General features: G+C 67.4%; 21 protein-coding genes. 3 read left to right on the top strand and 18 right to left on the bottom strand.

The annotated features are described in order from the left end of the window. Positions 1-26 precede the first annotated feature (26 nt). From ubiB to rlmE, 10 genes are all read right to left on the bottom strand, one after another. Positions 27-1,706 carry a 2-polyprenylphenol 6-hydroxylase gene (gene ubiB, locus BCL79_RS12995; protein ID WP_121041793.1) on the bottom strand — a complete coding sequence of 560 codons (1,680 nt, stop codon included), beginning with the start codon at positions 1,704-1,706 and terminating at the stop codon, positions 27-29. Positions 1,707-1,742: 36 nt separating this feature from the next. Beyond that, the gene (locus tag BCL79_RS12990; RefSeq protein WP_019183317.1) at positions 1,743-2,237 is read right to left on the bottom strand and encodes a CinA family protein; all 495 of its coding nucleotides are present in this window, start codon (positions 2,235-2,237) and stop codon (positions 1,743-1,745) included. A gap of 82 nt (positions 2,238-2,319) precedes the next feature. Then, on the bottom strand, positions 2,320-3,630 hold the full coding sequence (hflX, locus tag BCL79_RS12985; protein WP_121041791.1) for a ribosome rescue GTPase HflX: 1,311 nt from the start codon (positions 3,628-3,630) through the stop codon (positions 2,320-2,322). 26 nt (positions 3,631-3,656) lie between these two features. Next, the gene (hfq, locus tag BCL79_RS12980; protein WP_019183319.1) at positions 3,657-3,938 is read right to left on the bottom strand and encodes an RNA chaperone Hfq; all 282 of its coding nucleotides are present in this window, start codon (positions 3,936-3,938) and stop codon (positions 3,657-3,659) included. Positions 3,939-4,045: 107 nt separating this feature from the next. Beyond that, entirely contained in the window at positions 4,046-4,999 is a 954-nt protein-coding gene (gene miaA, locus BCL79_RS12975; RefSeq protein WP_121042209.1) for a tRNA (adenosine(37)-N6)-dimethylallyltransferase MiaA, read from the bottom strand. Further along, the gene (gene folP, locus BCL79_RS12970; protein ID WP_121041789.1) at positions 4,999-5,898 is read right to left on the bottom strand and encodes a dihydropteroate synthase; all 900 of its coding nucleotides are present in this window, start codon (positions 5,896-5,898) and stop codon (positions 4,999-5,001) included. The genes miaA and folP overlap by 1 nt, the downstream gene beginning before the upstream one ends. Before the next feature lie 57 nt (positions 5,899-5,955). Then, entirely contained in the window at positions 5,956-6,459 is a 504-nt protein-coding gene (locus tag BCL79_RS12965; RefSeq protein ID WP_147433899.1) for a hypothetical protein, read from the bottom strand. A gap of 107 nt (positions 6,460-6,566) precedes the next feature. Next, positions 6,567-6,752, bottom strand: coding sequence for a hypothetical protein (locus tag BCL79_RS12960; RefSeq protein WP_121041784.1), 186 nt, complete (start codon positions 6,750-6,752; stop codon positions 6,567-6,569). A gap of 100 nt (positions 6,753-6,852) precedes the next feature. Next, positions 6,853-8,799: an ATP-dependent zinc metalloprotease FtsH gene (gene ftsH / locus BCL79_RS12955; RefSeq protein WP_183073776.1), complete on the bottom strand. Its 1,947-nt coding sequence runs from the start codon at positions 8,797-8,799 to the stop codon at positions 6,853-6,855. A 53-nt stretch (positions 8,800-8,852) separates the two neighbouring features. Continuing rightward, on the bottom strand, positions 8,853-9,485 hold the full coding sequence (gene rlmE, locus BCL79_RS12950) for a 23S rRNA (uridine(2552)-2'-O)-methyltransferase RlmE (protein WP_121041780.1): 633 nt from the start codon (positions 9,483-9,485) through the stop codon (positions 8,853-8,855). A gap of 65 nt (positions 9,486-9,550) precedes the next feature. On the opposite strand from rlmE, the gene yhbY reads away from it, so the two are divergent. Together yhbY and BCL79_RS12940 are read left to right on the top strand one after the other, a co-directional pair. Continuing rightward, on the top strand, positions 9,551-9,856 hold the full coding sequence (yhbY, locus tag BCL79_RS12945; RefSeq protein ID WP_019183325.1) for a ribosome assembly RNA-binding protein YhbY: 306 nt from the start codon (positions 9,551-9,553) through the stop codon (positions 9,854-9,856). 13 nt (positions 9,857-9,869) lie between these two features. Continuing rightward, on the top strand, positions 9,870-10,244 hold the full coding sequence (locus tag BCL79_RS12940; RefSeq protein WP_121041778.1) for an Mth938-like domain-containing protein: 375 nt from the start codon (positions 9,870-9,872) through the stop codon (positions 10,242-10,244). A gap of 52 nt (positions 10,245-10,296) precedes the next feature. Here BCL79_RS12940 and BCL79_RS12935 read toward each other — a convergent pair whose 3' ends face one another. Genes BCL79_RS12935 through surE form a run of 4 tightly spaced genes read right to left on the bottom strand, consistent with a single transcriptional unit; the run spans position 10,297 to position 13,160 of the window. Further along, positions 10,297-11,076: a peptidoglycan DD-metalloendopeptidase family protein gene (locus BCL79_RS12935; RefSeq protein WP_121041776.1), complete on the bottom strand. Its 780-nt coding sequence runs from the start codon at positions 11,074-11,076 to the stop codon at positions 10,297-10,299. Beyond that, positions 11,073-11,687, bottom strand: a complete 615-nt coding sequence (locus BCL79_RS12930; RefSeq protein WP_121041774.1) for a YqaA family protein — start codon at positions 11,685-11,687, stop codon at positions 11,073-11,075. Before BCL79_RS12930 ends, BCL79_RS12935 begins: the two co-directional genes overlap by 4 nt. Positions 11,688-11,706: 19 nt before the next feature. Continuing rightward, positions 11,707-12,384 (bottom strand): protein-L-isoaspartate(D-aspartate) O-methyltransferase, encoded by a 678-nt coding sequence (locus BCL79_RS12925; protein WP_121041772.1) that lies wholly within the window; start codon positions 12,382-12,384, stop codon positions 11,707-11,709. Next, positions 12,381-13,160, bottom strand: coding sequence for a 5'/3'-nucleotidase SurE (surE, locus tag BCL79_RS12920; RefSeq protein ID WP_121041770.1), 780 nt, complete (start codon positions 13,158-13,160; stop codon positions 12,381-12,383). The genes BCL79_RS12925 and surE overlap by 4 nt, the downstream gene beginning before the upstream one ends. A 186-nt stretch (positions 13,161-13,346) precedes the next feature. Here surE and BCL79_RS12915 point away from each other — a divergent pair, with 186 nt between their 5' ends. Next, positions 13,347-13,886 (top strand): Smr/MutS family protein, encoded by a 540-nt coding sequence (locus tag BCL79_RS12915; protein ID WP_121041768.1) that lies wholly within the window; start codon positions 13,347-13,349, stop codon positions 13,884-13,886. Positions 13,887-13,913: 27 nt separating this feature from the next. Here BCL79_RS12915 and truD read toward each other — a convergent pair whose 3' ends face one another. The 4 genes from truD to ftsB are packed head-to-tail and all read right to left on the bottom strand — an operon-like array spanning position 13,914 to position 16,534. Continuing rightward, positions 13,914-14,957, bottom strand: a complete 1,044-nt coding sequence (gene truD / locus BCL79_RS12910; protein WP_121041766.1) for a tRNA pseudouridine(13) synthase TruD — start codon at positions 14,955-14,957, stop codon at positions 13,914-13,916. Continuing rightward, positions 14,954-15,451: a 2-C-methyl-D-erythritol 2,4-cyclodiphosphate synthase gene (gene ispF / locus BCL79_RS12905; RefSeq protein WP_121041764.1), complete on the bottom strand. Its 498-nt coding sequence runs from the start codon at positions 15,449-15,451 to the stop codon at positions 14,954-14,956. The genes truD and ispF overlap by 4 nt, the downstream gene beginning before the upstream one ends. A gap of 37 nt (positions 15,452-15,488) precedes the next feature. Beyond that, positions 15,489-16,187: a 2-C-methyl-D-erythritol 4-phosphate cytidylyltransferase gene (ispD, locus tag BCL79_RS12900; RefSeq protein ID WP_121041761.1), complete on the bottom strand. Its 699-nt coding sequence runs from the start codon at positions 16,185-16,187 to the stop codon at positions 15,489-15,491. After that, the gene (gene ftsB, locus BCL79_RS12895) at positions 16,184-16,534 is read right to left on the bottom strand and encodes a cell division protein FtsB (protein ID WP_121041759.1); all 351 of its coding nucleotides are present in this window, start codon (positions 16,532-16,534) and stop codon (positions 16,184-16,186) included. The genes ispD and ftsB overlap by 4 nt, the downstream gene beginning before the upstream one ends. Position 16,535: the final 1 nt, after the last annotated feature.

The following is a 16,535-nucleotide window of genomic DNA, read 5'->3' as shown; positions in this document are numbered from 1 at the left end:
TCCTTCGGATCCCAGCGGTTAGAACCCTACGGGTTCTTACCGCTGCGCCAGATCGAGAACAGGATCCACACGCCACAGAAGCCGGCACCGATGAAGCCGGCCACGCCCAGCGCGAGCAGCCAGCGGCTGGAGATGCCGCCGACGCTGTGCATGACGATCGAGGAGCCGATGATCAGCGCGGCGGTCACGATACCCATGACCAGCCGATTGGCGGCACGGTTGACCTGGTCGCCGAAGCCCTGCAGCGCAGTGGTTTCGATCTTGAGCTGGAGCCGGCCGCGGCGCGCCATCTGCAGCAGCCTGCGCACGTCGCGCGGCAGGTCGCCGACCAGGTCCATCACCCCGACCAGGCTGCGCTTGCCGCGCTTGAGCATCGCGCCGGGCGAGTAGCGCTGCCACATCACCCGCTCCAGATACGGGCGCGCGGCGCTGGCCATGTCGAACTGCGGGTCGAGCTGGCGGCCCATGCCTTCCAGGGTGAGGAAGGTCTTGATCATCAGCGCCAGATCGGCCGGCAGGGTCAGCGCGTACTGGCGCAGCAACTGGGTGATGTTGCCCAGCATCAGGCCCATGTGCAGGTCTTTCAACGGCACCCCGCGGTACTGGTCCACGAAGGTGCTGATGTCCTGCTGCAGCCGCGACTCGTCCACCTCCACGCCACCGGCCCAGTCCAGCAGCACGTCGGCCACCTGCTCCGGCTCCTGGGTGACCAGGCCGTGCAGCAGCTGGGCGACCTGGAAACGGCGCTGCTCGGAGATCGCGCCGACCATGCCGAAATCGATCACGCCGATACGGCCGTCGCGCAGGTAGATGATGTTGCCCGGGTGCGGATCAGCGTGGAAACAGCCGTCCTCCAGCACCATCTTCAGCACGATGCGCGCACCGGTGCGGGCCAGCAGCACGCGGTCCAGACCGGCCGCATCGACACCGGCCAGATCGCGACCGGGAATGCCGTCCACGAAGTCCTGCACGTTGAGGCTCTCGCACGTCCACTGCCAGTGCACGTTGGGGATCAGGATGTCGTCGCGGCCCTGGAAGTTGCGCGCGATGCGCTCGGCATTGCGGCATTCGGCGGCAAAATCCAGCTCGCGGCGCAGCGACACCTGGAACTGCTGCACCACCTCGGCCGGGCGATACCGCTGCAGGTCGGGCAAGCGCGCTTCCACGATCTCGGCCAGCCGCGCCAGCAGGCGCAGGTCGGCTTCGATCACCTCGCGGATGCCCGGACGACGGATCTTCAGCACCACGGCGGTGCCGTCATGCAGGGTTGCGCGGTGCGCCTGCGCCAGCGAGGCCGCGGCCATGGGCGTTTCATCGAGCCACGCGAACACCTCGGTGGCCGGCGCGCCGAGATCGCGTTCGAGCTGCTCACGCACCTGCGCATATGGCAGCGCGGGCACGGCATTCTGCAGTTCGGAAAATTCCGCGATCCAGTCCGGCGGGAACAGGTCCACGCGGGTGGCCAGCACCTGGCCGAGTTTGACGAAAGTGGGTCCGAGGTCTTCCATCGCGCGGCGCACGCGCACCGGCGCGGTCATCCGCAGCATCTGCTGGGTGTCGTTCCAGTGCAGCAGGCGGCCGGCGCGCTCGAGCACATCGGCCAGGCCGATGCGGCGCACGAGGTCGCCGAAGCCATAGCGGATGAGGACCGACGCGATTTCCTGCAATCGCCCCAGGTCACGCACGGTACCCAGCGTTTCCCACATCGGCCCACTCTCCTGTCAGCACACCCGGTCAGGATGTCACAACAGCGGGAAGATTCCCGTCAGCGCCTGCTGCACGGTCTGCCGCCGTATGGCTTCGCGGTCGCCGTCGAACTGGAACAACTGCGCACGCGCGTAGCCGCCCCGGCCCTTCCAGCCGATCCACACGCTGCCGACCGGCTTGTCCTCGCTGCCTCCGCCCGGGCCGGCAATGCCGGTCACCGCCACGGCGATGCCGGCACCGGAATTGATCAGCGCACCGGAGACCATTTCCAGCACGGTCTCGCGGCTGACCGCGCCGAACTGTTCCAGCGTCTGTGCACGCACGCCGAGCAGGCGTTGTTTGGCTTCGTAGCTGTAGACCACCATGCCGCAATCGAAGAACGCCGAGGAGCCGGCGATATCCGTCATCGCCTTGGCGATCCAGCCGCCACTGCAGCTCTCGGCGGTGACCAGCTGCAGCGAGGCCTGCTGCAGGCGCTGGCCCACGTCACTGGCGAGGGCGCCCAGCTCGGCGTCGGAAGGAACGGTCATGGGGAATCCTGGATCAACGGGGGACGAACGCCCCCTGTTTTAGCCGAAATCGCGCGTGGTGTCGTGTGTTGCCGGCACCCCCTCACCACTCCGGAAGCTTCTCCGGGAGCATCGCGCGGATCGGTTCGCCGCCCTCGCCGGCCGCCAGCTTCTCGGCCTCGGCGATCGGGATCTCGACCTGCAGCAGCCAGCCGTCTTCGTCGGTGGTTTCGCTGCGCACGACTTCCAGCTGATGCAGGCGCGAACGCAGGCGGCCAGCACTCGGCGCCAACCGAAGCTCGCCACTGATGTGCTGCAGGCCCAGCCGCTTGCCCAGCACGGACTGCAACAGCGGCAGGCCAACGTTGTCGCGGGCGGAAATCCAGACCCGCTCGCGGCGCGCGTTGTCGGGGATGCCGTCCTGGCCATCGTGACGCACGTCGGCCCCGTCGATCCGGTCGATCTTGTTGAACACCAGCAACTGCGGCAGATCGCCCGCGCCGATGGCGGTCAGCACTTCATCCACCTGTGCGATGCGCTCCTCACGGTGCGGATCGGCCGCATCGACGAGGTGCAGCAGGAAGTCCGCTTCGCGGGCTTCGGACAAGGTGGACCGGAATGCGGCCACCAGATCGTGCGGCAGGTCGCGGACGAAGCCGACGGTATCGGCAAGCACCACGCTGCCGCCCGGCAGCGCGATGCGGCGCACGGTCGGGTCCAGCGTCGCGAACAACTGGTCCGCGGCATACGCCTCGGCACCGGTCAATGCGTTGAACAGGGTCGACTTGCCGGCGTTGGTGTAGCCCACCAGGGCCACCCGCGGCAGCTCGCTGCGCAGGCGGGCACGACGCATCTGGGTGCGCTGCACTTCCACCTTTTCCAGCTTCTTCTGCAGCTGCTCCACCCGCTTCTGCAGCAGGCGGCGATCGGTTTCCAGCTGGGTTTCACCCGGGCCGCGCAGACCGATGGAACCGCCGCGCTGGCGCTCCAGATGGGTCCAGCCGCGGATCAGCCGCGTGGACATGTGGCGCAGCTGCGCCAGCTCGACCTGCAGCTTGCCTTCGTGGCTGCGCGCACGCTGGGCGAAGATATCCAGGATCAGCCCGGTGCGGTCGATCACGCGCCGTTCCAGGAACCGCTCCAGGTTGCGCTCCTGCCCCGGCGACAGCGCATGGTTGACCAGGATCAGGTCGGCGCCGGTGGCATCGGCCGCGGCCTTGACCTCGTCCAGCTTGCCGCTGCCAATCAGGATCGACGGATTGGGCCGATCGATGCGCGCGGTCAACGTGGCCGCGATGCTGGCCCCGGCAGAGCGGGCCAGATCGGTGAACTCTTCAAGCACGTCATCTTCGAGCCGGCCGGCGTGCGGCTGGATCAGGAGTGCGTGTTCGCCTCGCTTGGAACGGTCAAACACGCAGTTCTCCAGAATTTTTCACGCAGTCACTCAACGTCGTCATCACCTTGGACGCCCTCGGCGCCATCATTGGATTGCACATAACCACCTCCGGGCCCGACCTTCACGTTGCGCGCCGGCACCACGGTCGAGATGGCGTGCTTGTACACCATCTGGCTCACCGTATTACGCAGCAGCACCACGAACTGGTCGAACGATTCAATCGTTCCCTGCAGCTTGATGCCATTGACCAGATACACCGACACCGGCACACGTTCGCGCCGAAGTGCATTCAGAAACGGATCCTGCAGCGATTGCCCCTTGGACATTGCACACTCCTGATTATTGTTTTTATGGTCTTCCGGCAGTTGCCACGGCCCCCGCCGCCCGCCGGAACCCTTGATGGTACACGGGGTGGGCGGGTGAAGGCGTGGACTCAGCGTGCGACGAAGGTCGACACCGCATCCGCCAGGGAAGCCCTGTCTAGATGGGGATCGAACCAGCGCGCATCAAGCTCCCCGCGCAACCAGGTCAGCTGGCGCTTGGCCAGCTGACGGGTGGCCTGGATGCCGCGTTCACGGAACGCCTCGGCCGTCCCCTGCCCGTCCAGATACGCCCAGGCCTGCCGGTAGCCCACCGCCCGCACGGCCGGCAGATCCAGCGGCGCGGCCACCTCGGCCATCGCCGGCAGGGCCCGCAGCGCGCGGACTTCGTCCAGGAAGCCGCGATCCAGCATCGTGTCGAAACGGGTTTCGATGCGCTGGTGCAGCACCGTGCGCTCGCGCGGCGCGAGGATCAGTTTGAGCGCCCGAACCGGCAGCCGGTCCACGCCGGGCAACTTCTGCCATTCGCTGATCGGGGTACCGGTCAGCCGATGGACTTCCAGCGCCCGCTGGATGCGCTGCGGGTCGGTGGCGTGAATGCGCTTTGCCGCTGCCGGATCGATGCCGGCCAGTTGGCCATGCATCGCCGCCCAGCCCTGCTCGGCCGCCTCAGCGGCAATCTGCGCGCGCACCGCCGGATCGGCTTCGGGCATCGGCGACAGGCCCTGCAGCAGGGCGCGGAAATACAGCCCGGTGCCACCGGCCAGGATCGGCATGCGGCCGCGCGCGATGATGTCGCGGACGGCTCGCGCCGCGTCGCTGGCGAACTCCGCCGCCGAATAGGTCTGCCACGGGTCGCGCACATCCAGCAGATGGTGCGGCGCCTGCGCGCGCTCGGCCGCATCGGGTTTGGCCGAGCCGATATCCAGACCGCGATAGACCAGGGCGGAATCGACGCTCACGATTTCGCCGTCCAGCTGCTGGGCCAGCGCGATCGCGGTGGCGGTCTTGCCCGACGCGGTCGGGCCCATCACCGCGATCGCCAGCGGGCGCTGATCGACGGCCATCAGTCCTCGTCCGGCCAGCGCGGCATCGCCGGTGCGGCCGACACCCGCGGCATCGGCACCGCATCGACCGCCGCCCATACCTTCAAGGCGTCCACCGTGGCGGCGACATCGTGCACGCGCAGCAGCATCGCGCCACGCTGCGCCGCGATCAGGTGTGCGGCGACGGAACCGGCCACGCGGTCACGCGGCTGCTCACGACCGGTCAGTTCACCGATGCTGCGCTTGCGCGACAGGCCGGCCAGCATCGGCACGCCCAGCTCGAGGAAACGGCCCGAGCGTGCGAGCAGGATCATGTTGTGTTCGGTGGTCTTGCCGAAACCGAAGCCCAGATCGATGATCAGGTGCTTCTTGGCGACGCCGGCCATCTCGGCCTGGAACATGCGCTCGGTCAGGAAGCGATGCACCTCGGCGACCACGTCATCGTAGTGCGGGGTGTCCTGCATGCTGCCGGGCTCGCCCTGCATGTGCATCAGCACCACCGGCACGCCGAGTTCGGCGGCGGCGTCCAGCGCACCGGGCTGGCGCAACGCATGGATGTCATTGATCAGGCCGGCACCGGCGGCGACCGCGGCGCGCATCACCTCGGGCTTGAAGGTGTCGATGCTGATCGGCACGGTGGTTTCGCGTGCCAGCCGCTCGATCACCGGGATGACCCGGCGCAGTTCTTCATCCAGCGGTACCGGCGCACTGCCGGGCCGGGTCGACTCGCCGCCGATGTCGAGCAGGTCGGCGCCCTCGGCCACCAGCTGCAGGCCGTGCGCGACCGCGGCCTCCACGCTGTCGTGGTCACCGCCGTCGGAGAACGAATCCGGGGTGACGTTGACGATGCCCATGACCCGCGAGCGATCCAGCCGCAGCAGGCGGCCGCCGCAATCGAGCTGGGGGGAGATATCGAACATGGGCAGATCCACGAAGTACGCCAGCGCGTAGTTTACGCTGGCGCACCGGACCGGCCGTCAGAGGTCGCCGAGGCGGGCCCCATCGACCGGCTTGGCCAGCCAGATCGCCAGATCGTTGCCGATCGCATTGACCGTGCGCTCGAGCACACCGCACGAGCCCTTGAAGCCGGCAAACGCGCCACCGCGCGACACGCGGCGTGCGGTGACCGTGGCCACCTGCTGGCCGTTCTCGAACAGCACGCCGCGCACGGCAGCGGACTTGAAGTGGCCGGTGAACGCATTGCCGGCGCTCTGCGCCTCCACCAGTTCCAGCTTCAACGCGTGTCCGCTGCCGGTGTTCACCGGATCACTGCCGAAGACGATGGTGTTGCCATGCGCCGGCGCATTCTTGCCCAGCGCGGTCGCCAGCTGCGCGCCCATCCGGCACTCGGCCTTGATGTTCTCGGCGATGATCGCCGCGTCGTTGAACGGCACCGGATCCTGCACGTGGATCTCGGCGGCCATGAGCGGCGTGGCACAGCACAGCAGCGCAGCAACCGCTACGCGCATCGAATGACGCATGAACATCCCCCTGGAAAGTGTGTCGGCCGATCCCCCGGCCATGCCCGACCGCGGCATGCGGCGCGGGCACGCGCATCGTGCCCACTGCCGGCGGCGCGCGCAAGCACTCAGCGCTGGCGGCGCTTGCGCTCCACGTACACGGTCTTGGCGATGCTCATCAGCACACCGACCGCGATGCCGACGCCGGCGCCGAGCAGGAAGTTGTCGCGGGTCAGGCCGATGGCCACGCCAATGATCGTGGCGATCACCATTTCAGTGGTGTGCGAGATCGGCTGCGGCGGGGGTGCGGACATGGCGACTCCAGAACGGGAACGAAAACGGACCGTCATTATGACTTGCCCGAAACGACGAAGGCCGGGTTTCCCCGGCCTTCGTCACTTACGTGGGCAACACTCAGATCTGCTCGGCAGGACCGGCGATCGGCGCGACCGGACGGGCATCGCCGCCCTTGTCGTTGTTGTTGCCGCCATCCTTGTTGCTGGGGGACTTGTCCCAGCCCATCGGCGGCGGCGGATCACGGCCTTCCATCACGGCATTGATCTGCGGCGCATCGATGGTCTCGTACTGCAGCAGCAGTTGGGACATCGTGTGCAGCTTGTCGAGGTTGGCGGTCAGCAGTTCGGTGGTACGGGCGTACGCCTTGTCCAGGATGCTGCGGACGACTTCGTCGATGCGGCGCGCGGTGTCATCCGACACGCTTTTGTGCTGCGTCACCGAACGGCCGAGGAACACTTCATCGTCCTCTTCACCGTAGGCGATCGGGCCGAGTTCGTCGGACAGGCCCCACTTGGTGACCATGTTGCGGGCCATCTTGGTGGCGCGCTCGATATCGTTGGAGGCGCCGGTGGTGACCTTGTCGGTGCCGAAGATCAGTTCTTCGGCAACGCGGCCGCCGTACAGCGAACACAGCTGCGATTCGATCGCCACCCGGTTCATCGAGTACTTGTCGCCTTCGGGAAGGTACATCGTCACACCCAGCGCGCGACCGCGGGGAATGATGGTGACCTTGTAGACCGGATCGTGCTCGGGCACCAGGCGACCGACGATGGCGTGGCCGGCTTCGTGGTAGGCGGTGAGCGTCTTTTCTTCTTCGCTCATCGCCATCGAACGGCGTTCGGCACCCATCAGGATCTTGTCGCGGGCACGGTCGAAGTGGTCCATGCGGACTTCCTTCTCACCGCCGCGCGCGGCGAACAGTGCTGCTTCGTTGGCCAGGTTGGCCAGGTCCGCACCGGAGAAGCCCGGGGTGCCGCGCGCGATCACCATCGGCTCGACATCGTCGGCCAGCGGCAGCTTGCGCATATGCACCTTGAGGATCTGCTCGCGGCCCTTGACGTCCGGCAGGCCGACCACGACCTGGCGGTCGAAACGGCCCGGGCGCAGCAGCGCCGGATCCAGCACGTCGGGACGGTTGGTGGCGGCGATGACGATCACGCCCTCGCCTCCCTCGAAGCCGTCCATTTCGACCAGCAGCTGGTTCAGGGTCTGCTCGCGCTCGTCGTGACCGCCGCCCAGACCGGCACCACGGTGACGACCGACAGCGTCGATTTCATCGATGAAGATGATGCACGGTGCCTGCTTCTTGGCCTGCTCGAACATGTCGCGCACGCGGCTGGCGCCGACGCCGACGAACATTTCCACGAAGTCCGAACCGGAGATCGAGAAGAACGGCACCTTGGCCTCGCCAGCAATGGCGCGGGCCAGCAGCGTCTTGCCGGTACCCGGCGGACCCACCATCAGCACGCCGCGCGGAATCTTGCCGCCCAGCTTGGTGAACTTGGTGGGGTCGCGCAGGAAGTCGACCAGTTCGCCGACTTCTTCCTTGGCCTCGTCGCACCCGGCAACGTCGGCGAAGGTGACCTTGATCTGGTCTTCGCCCTGCAGCTTGGCGCGCGACTTGCCGAAGGACATCGCGCCCTTGGCCCCGCCGCCACCGCCCTGCATCTGGCGCATGATGAAGATCCAGAAGCCGATGATCAGGATCACCGGGAGGAAGTTCATCAGGATCGCGCCCAGCGAGATGCCGCTGGAGGGCTCCTCCTGGACGATTTCCACGTTCTTGCCGCGCAGCACGTTGATCAGGTCGCGATCGAACGGGGCGGTGATGGTGGCCGACTGGCCGCCACGGGTGGTGTAGGAAATCTGATTGGTGCCGCCACGCATGTCCCCGCTGAAGGTCACCTTCTGGACATTGCCGCTGTCCACCTGGTCCAGGAACTGCGAGTACGTCGCGCCCTGTGCGCCGGCTCCGCTGCTCTTCGGCGAGAAGCTCTGGAAGACCACCATCAGCACGACGGCGACGACCACCCATAGCAGGAGGTTCTTGGTCAAGTCGTTCATCCTCATTGGCTCCGGTGTTCCTCTAATTCCTGACGCGATTCGTATGGTTGAGCTTACTTGATCTGCGCGCGTTTTCCCTGCCCCAAGGCGTACACCTCGGGCGAGCGCTTCCGGGAGGCTTCAGGCTTGCGGATCACTACTTTGTCGTACCGGCGGCGCATTTCGCGCACGTAGTCGTCAAAGCCCACGCCCTGGAACAGCTTGATCAGGAACGCGCCACCGGGCTTGAGATGGTTGTCGGCAAAATCCAACGCCAACTCCGCCAGGTGCATCATCCGCGGTTGGTCCACCGCATCCATTCCACTCTTATTGGGGGCCATATCCGAGAGCACAAGGTCTACCGGCTGATCCCCCAGCATGGCTTCGAACTCCGATAGGACGGCTTGTTCCCTGAAGTCACCGTGAAGGAACTCCACGCCGGCCAGCGGCGGCATCTCCAGGATGTCCAAGGCCAGCACCCGGCCGGTATCGCCGATCTGGCGGCGGACCTGCTGGGACCAGCCACCCGGGGCGGCGCCCAGATCGACGACGACCATGTGCGGCTTCAGCAGCCGATCGCGCTGCAGCAACTCCTCCAGCTTGTAGGCCGCACGCGAGCGCATGCCCTCGGCCTGGGCCTTCTTCACGAAGGGGTCGGCGAAGTGCTCTTTCAACCAGCGTTGACTGCTTTTGCTACGGGTTGCCATTGAGATGCGGGTCGGATGGGGAGGTCATGATACCCTGATCGCCCCAGTTAACCGCTTGTTCCTGAATGGCTATCGCCCTGACTTCTTCCCAAACCCGTTTCCTCCGCGGCCACGCGCATGATCTGAAAGCCCTGCTCCAGATCGGCGGCAAGGGGGTGACACCGGCCTTCCTGGCTGAACTGGAAGAGGTGCTGGAGCGCCACGAGCTGATCAAGGTCAAGGTTGCCGCCGAAGACCGCGAGGCCCGTGACGCCCTCATCGCCGAGCTGGTCAGTGCCAGCGAAAGCGCGCTGGTGCAGCGTATCGGCCACGTGGCCGTGCTGTACCGCCCGAGCAAGGAACAGCGCCAGATCGTCCTGCCGCGCGGCTGATCCCGGAACGCTTATGCAGCTGAGCCACGAAATCCCCGACTACGCCTACGCCCTGCGCGCCGCCGATGGCCGCAGTGCGAAAGTGAATGACCGGACCCTGGCCGCCAGTTTCATCCTGGCTCCGGACACGCTGATCGAAGCGTGGCCGGTGGCCGATATTGCCTTGCTGACCCCGGAAGACCTGCAGCCGGTGCTGGCGCTGAACCCCGCGCTGGTGGTACTGGGTACGGGCGATACCCAGGTGTTCCCGCCGGCGGCAGTCATGGCCGCCTGCCTGACCCGTGGGATCGGCCTGGAAGTGATGAACAACCCGGCGGCGGCGCGAACCTTCAACATCCTCGCCAGCGAGGGGCGCAAGGTGGCCGCGGCGTTCATCCTGAAGGGGTGAGACCGGGATTTCCGTTCAGAATAGGCCGCCCTTGAGGCGGCCTTTTTCGTGCTTACTTCGGCGGCAGGTACAGCAGCGGGTCGACCGGCTTGCCGTTGTAGCGGATCTCGAAGTGCAGCATGTCGCGTGCGGCGCCGGTGCGGCCCATCTCCGCGATCTGCTCGCCGGCCTTCACGCTCTGGCCTTCATTGACCAGGCGCTTGCGGTTGTGACCATACGCCGACAACCACTGGTCGCTGTGCTTGATGATGATCAGCTCACCGAAACCGACCAGGCCGGCACCGGAGTACACCACCACGCCGGCGGCCGTCGCCCGGACCGGCTGGCCACTGGTGCCGGCAATGTCCACGCCCTGCTTGGTCGCTTCACCGGCGACGAAACGCCCGACGATCGCGCCATCGGCCGGCCAGCGCCAGCTGATGTTGCTCTTGATCGCCGTGGTCGGCGCCGGCGTAGCGGCCGGCGCTGTGCCACCCGGGCGCGGCGCGGTCACCACGGTGGTCGGGGCGCGGCCCGGGCTGCCGCCGCTGCCGCCCGGGTACAGGCGCAGCGACTGCCCCGGATAGATCGTGTACGGCTCGGCCAACCCGTTCCAGGCGGCCAGATCGCGCGGGGTGATGTTGTGGATGCGCGCCAGCGCATACAGCGTGTCGCCACGGCGGACGACGGCGGTCTGGCCGGGTTTGGCCACCGAGCTCTGCGGCGTGCTGTGGGCCACACCGCCCGAGCCCGAGGGCCGCACCACGGTGGCGGTGCCACAGGCGCTCAGCGCCGACACCACCAGCAGCAGCGCGCCGCTGCGCACTCCCTTGCTCAAACGATCAGCACTCATGCGAACTTCGCTCTCCATACAAGCCAGGCCACCAGCACGACCACCAACGCGGTCGCGATCCAGCCCAGCGGTTCAATCCAACGGCGCAGCGCAGCTTCCGCGCGCGGCCCGCCAATACGAATGACCGCCGCCAGCACGTACACGCGCTTGCCACGGCCGATCAACATGCTCAGGAAATACTGCGGCAACGGCACGCCGACGATACCCGATGCCCATGTGAAGACCTTCATCGGGATCGGCATGAAGCCGCCCAGCACCAGGAAGGTGAACACCGCCCAGGGCGACTCGGCCATCTTGGCCTGCACGATGGCGATGCCACCTTCGATGCTGGTCAACATGCCCAGCGCGGCGAACACCGGCTTGAGCGCTTCGAAGGCGAAGTGGCCCAGCGCATAGCCGACCAGCGCACCGGCCATCGAACCGGCCAGGCTGAGCGTGGCGAACCACCAGCCGCGCTTGGGCTGGGCCACGCACATCGGGGCGAGCATCACCTCGGGCATCACCGGGAAGATGATCGCCTCGATGAAGCTCAACACCGTCAGATAGGTCGGGGCGCGCTCATGCGCGGCCCACTTCATTGCCCGCTCGTACAGCGGACCAAAAATCTTCATGACGCAACGCTCCTTGGAATCAGTCCAGCATGCCAGACAGCAGCGGTACGAACGTGACCGGTGCCAGTACCTGCTGTTCAACACTGCCGTCATCGCGACGGGTCAACTGGATCAGCGACTGCGCGCCCGGGCCGCCGACCGGCGCGACCAGGCGGCCACCCACGGCAAGCTGTTCGACCAGTGCGTCCACCAGCGCCGGTGCGGCCGCGGTCACCACGATCGCATCGTAAGGACCGTGTTCGGCCCAGCCGATGCGGCCATCATCATGTTTGCTGCGGATGTTCATGCCCAGCGCACGGAAGCGCTTGCGCGCCTGGCGCAGCAGATCGCCGATACGCTCGACCGTGTACACCTCCAGCCCGATCGCGCCCAGCACGGCGGCCTGGTAGCCCGAGCCGGTGCCGACTTCCAGCACTTTCTTCGGCGCTGACTGCAGCACCGCTTCGGTCATGCGCGCGACCACCCAGGGCTGGGAAATGGTCTGCCCGTGCCCGATCGGCAGCGCGGTGTCTTCGTAGGCACGCGACGCCAGCGCTTCATCGATGAACAGATGGCGCGGCACCACACGGATGGCATTGAGGGTGGCTTCGTCGGCGATGCCGGCATCGCGCAGGCGATCCACCAGGCGATCGCGGACCCGCTGCGAGGTCATGCCGATGCCGACGGCTTCGGGCTGCAGGCGCAGGCGCGGGGTCATGCCGGCCGGTCCAGCGCGTCGGTCAACCCGGCAACCCAGCTGGCCACTTTCTCCAATGCCTGGTAACGGGTGAGATCGACCTGGATCGGGGTGATCGAGATGTAGCCGTTGCGGACCGCGTGGAAATCGGTGCCGGGGCCGGAATCCTGCTCGCGCCCGGCCGGGCCGATCCAGAACACCTCATTGCCGCGCGGATCGCGCTGGGCAATGCAGCCTTCGGCGCGGTGGCGGTTGCCCAGGCGGGTCACTTCGAACCCACGGACCTCGCTCCACGGCAGATCCGGCACGTTGACGTTGAGGATGGTGTCGGCGGGCAGCGGGTCGGCCTTGAGCCGGGTAACGATCTCGACCGCGGCGCGGGCGGCGGTATCGAAGTTGCGCGGCTCGTGGTTGTGCGTGACCAGCGACATCGCCACTGCGGGCAGGCCGAGGAAGCGCCCTTCCATCGCCGCCGAGACGGTACCGGAGTAGATGACGTCGTCGCCGAGATTGGCGGCGTTGTTGATGCCCGATACCACCATGTCCGGTTCGTACTCGAGCATGCCGGTCAGGGCCAGATGCACGCAGTCGGTCGGGGTGCCGGCCACCGAGCAGGTGTAGTGGTCGATGCGCTTCATGCGGATCGGCAGGTCCAGGGTCAGCGAATTACTGGCGCCGGAGCGATCACGATCGGGGGCGACCACGGTCACTTCATGACCGGCGTCACGTAAACCCGTGGCGAGCATCTTGATGCCCGGTGCATCGACACCGTCGTCGTTGCTGACCAGAATCCGCATCTGCGATTTAACCGCTTGATTTTTCAAGACTTCGATTCCATCACTTCCCACTGTTGGCGGCGGTGGCCGTGCCCCTTCCGGAGCATGACGACCGCGCAAGTGCGTCCGCTATTGTGCCGCAAGCGGACAGATCGTCCTACCCCGATAACGGTAGGCATCGCCCTCCCCGCCCATTAGGCTGTACGCATGTCACATCCTGAAGACGAAGATCCTGCCGCGTTGTTCCGCGCCGCCATCGGCGAGGTCAAACCGCTGCGCAAGGTGGTCACGCCGCCGCCGGCCACGCCACGGCCGAAGCCGCGCGCGCGGATGGCCGAGCAGGATGAACAGGACGCCCGCGGGGAATTCGCCCGGCTGCTGCGCGACAGCAGCCCCCTGGAGGCTGGGGATACGGCCAGCTACCGGCGAGAGAACCTGCCGCCGCGGATGTTCCAGCGACTCAAGCGCGGCCAGTACTCCGTGCAGGACGAACTGGACCTGCATGGTGCAACCGTGGCCCAGGCCGAGGCGCTGGTCCGGCAGTTCCTGGTGGAGGCGCACGCGCATGAGTACGGCTGCGTGCGCATCATCCACGGCAAGGGGCTGCAGTCCGACGGGGGTGCGCCGGTGCTGAAGAATCTGGTCGATCGCCTGCTGCGCCTGCGCAACGACGTGCTGGCGTTTCATTCCGCGCCCGCCGGCCAAGGTGGGACGGGCGCGGTACTGGTGCTGCTGGCAAACCGGTAGCCACCCGCACACCCGCATGGCGTGGCTCTACGCCTCCGGTGTGGCCTGGCTGGCGTCTTCCACCGGTCCCAGCTCATGCAGCACCGCGGTGGCATAGCAGCCCGGTGGCAGCGCGAAGCTCAGTTCCAGCACATCCGCGGCCAGCCACTGGTGTTGCAGCATGGCCGGGCGCAGGCGCAGCGCACGGCGCTCCTGCTTCAGGCGAGCGCTTTCCAGGCCGGCGCGCAGCGCGAGCGATTGCTCATCCGCGACCGCGCCCAGTTCCAGTTCGGCGGCGGCGCCGGTGCTGCGCAGCTCACCTTCGCCCCACAACGGGCCGCTGGGGTGGATGTCGAAGCGGCCAAGGCGATCGGCCAGCAGATCCGTCCACGGCTCCGGGCCGAACACACTGCGGCTGCCATCGAGCATCCAGACTTCGCCCTCCAGCGGCGTGTCCCAGTTGCCCTGCTCCACGCGCGCCGCCAGCACCTGGTTGAACAGTGCCGAGCGCGCGGCCGAGAGCAGCAGCGAGCGCTGATCGGGCCGCATGCGGCGGCCGCCGAACATGGCCAGCGCGGCCGGTACGTTGCCGCCGTCGCGGCCGAAGCGCTGCTCACCGAACCAGTTCGGCAGACCGCGCGAGGCGATATGGGACAGGCGCTCTTCGATGGCCGCGGCATCGCCGCGCACATCGCGCAGCACCAGCTTGAAGCGGTTGCCAGCCAGCGCACCGCGCTGCAGCTTGCGGTTGTGCCAGGTCGACTCGACCACCTCGATCTCGTCCGAAGCCAGCAGCGCCGGATCCGGCGCCACGCGCTTGGGCAGGTGCACGCTGAAGCGCTGCGTGGTGACCGCGTGGCGATCCTTCATGCCCGCGTAGCTGACCGCCATGTCCGGCAGGCCAGCCCACCTGGCCAGCACCTTGGCCACGTGCACGGTGTTCGCCCCGCGCTTGCGGATCGTCAGCAACAGGTGCTCGCCCTCACCGCTCGGCTCGAACGCCGGCAGTTCGTCCACCTGGAAATCCTCGGGCGTGGTGCGGATCTTCGCGCTGAGCAGCGGCGCGCCGAACGCCAGCGGCAACGGGATCACAGCGCCACCAACAGCACGCTGGCCTGGGCGGCGATGCCCTCGCTGCGGCCGGTGAAGCCCAGCTTCTCCGACGTGGTGGCCTTCACGCTCACGCAGTCCAGCGCGATGCCCAGCACCGTGGCGATGCGCTCGCGCATGGCCAGCGCATGCGGACCGACCTTGGGCCGCTCGCAGATCACGGTGATATCGGTGTTGCCGACCTGCCAGCCGCGCCCGCGCAGCAGCCCGTTGCAATGATCCAGCAGGTGCGCGCTGTCCGCGCCTTTCCAGCGCATGTCGGTCGGCGGGAAATGCACGCCGATGTCGCCCAGTGCCAGCGCACCGAGCATGGCATCGCACAGGGCGTGCAGGATCACGTCGCCATCGCTGTGCGCGAGCACGCCGCAGCTGTGCGCGACGCGGATGCCGCCGAGCATGATGTGATCGCCCTCGCCAAAGGCATGGACGTCGTAGCCCTGTCCGATGCGGAAGGGAGGAAACTGGGGCGTGGTCATTGCAAGAACCTGCGGTTGGGTGTGGCGCGCGCGGACGTCAGGGTTCGCGACGCGACAACACGAATTCGAAACGGGACAGGTCAGCCGGCGTGGTGACCTTGAAGTTGTCTTCGCTGCCTTCCACCAGCAGCGGGCGCAGCCCCTGGCGCTCCATGGCCATGGCTTCGTCAGTGACGGCCACGCCGGCATCGGCCGCGTCCTGCAGCGCGCGCGCCAACTGGTAGCGGCGGAACAGCTGCGGGGTCAGCGCACGCCACAGGCGTTCACGCGGCTCGGTGGCATCGATACCACCGTCATCGCCGGCACGCTTGAGCGTATCGCGCACGGGCGCGGCCAGGATCGCGCCGACCGGGTCGGCACGGCCGACTTCCAGCAGGCGACCGAGATCGGCAGCGGCCAGGTTCGGGCGTGCGGCGTCGTGCACCAGCACGAAATCGTCCGCGCGCACGTCATCGGGCAACGCATGCAGGCCGGCCAGCACCGAGCCGGCGCGGGTGGCGCCGCCGATGCAGGTCAGAATGGGTTTGTCCGCCAGTGACTGCCAGCCCGGCCAGTCGGCGTCGTTCTCGGCGACCACCACCATCACTCCGGCCACGACCGGGTGCGAGAGCAGCGCCTCGAGGGTGTGGGCCAGCAACACGCGGTCGCCGGCCAGCAGATACTGCTTGGGCGTGGGCCCGCCGAAGCGGGTGCCACGGCCAGCAGCGGGAACCACCGCCCAGATGCCCGCCATCAGGGCACATCCTGGTGCGGCGCATCCGGATCGGTGACGGCCGTCGGCGCGCGCGGTGGCGGCACCGGCGCGTCTTCGACCACGCGGTAGAACTTCTCGCCGGGCTTGATCATGCCCAGCTCGCTGCGCGCGCGTTCTTCGATGGCGGCCTCGCCTTCCTTGAGGTCCTTGACCTCGGCAGCGAGCGCATCATTGCGCTGCTGCAGGCCGGCGTTGTCCCGCTTCTGGTTCTCGACCTGGGCCTCAAGCATCATCACTTCGCCCGAGTTGCCCGGCCCAAACCAGAAGCGGTACTGCAGCCATCCGAGCAGCAGCGCGAGCACCAGCAGCAGCCAGCGCCAGTCGCGCATG

The sequence above is a fragment of the Stenotrophomonas rhizophila genome, from assembly GCF_003651185.1.
GTDB lineage: Bacteria > Pseudomonadota > Gammaproteobacteria > Xanthomonadales > Xanthomonadaceae > Stenotrophomonas > Stenotrophomonas maltophilia_Z.
Note: the sequence above shows the minus strand (reverse complement) of the source record. Positions and strands in the feature narration are given on the sequence as shown.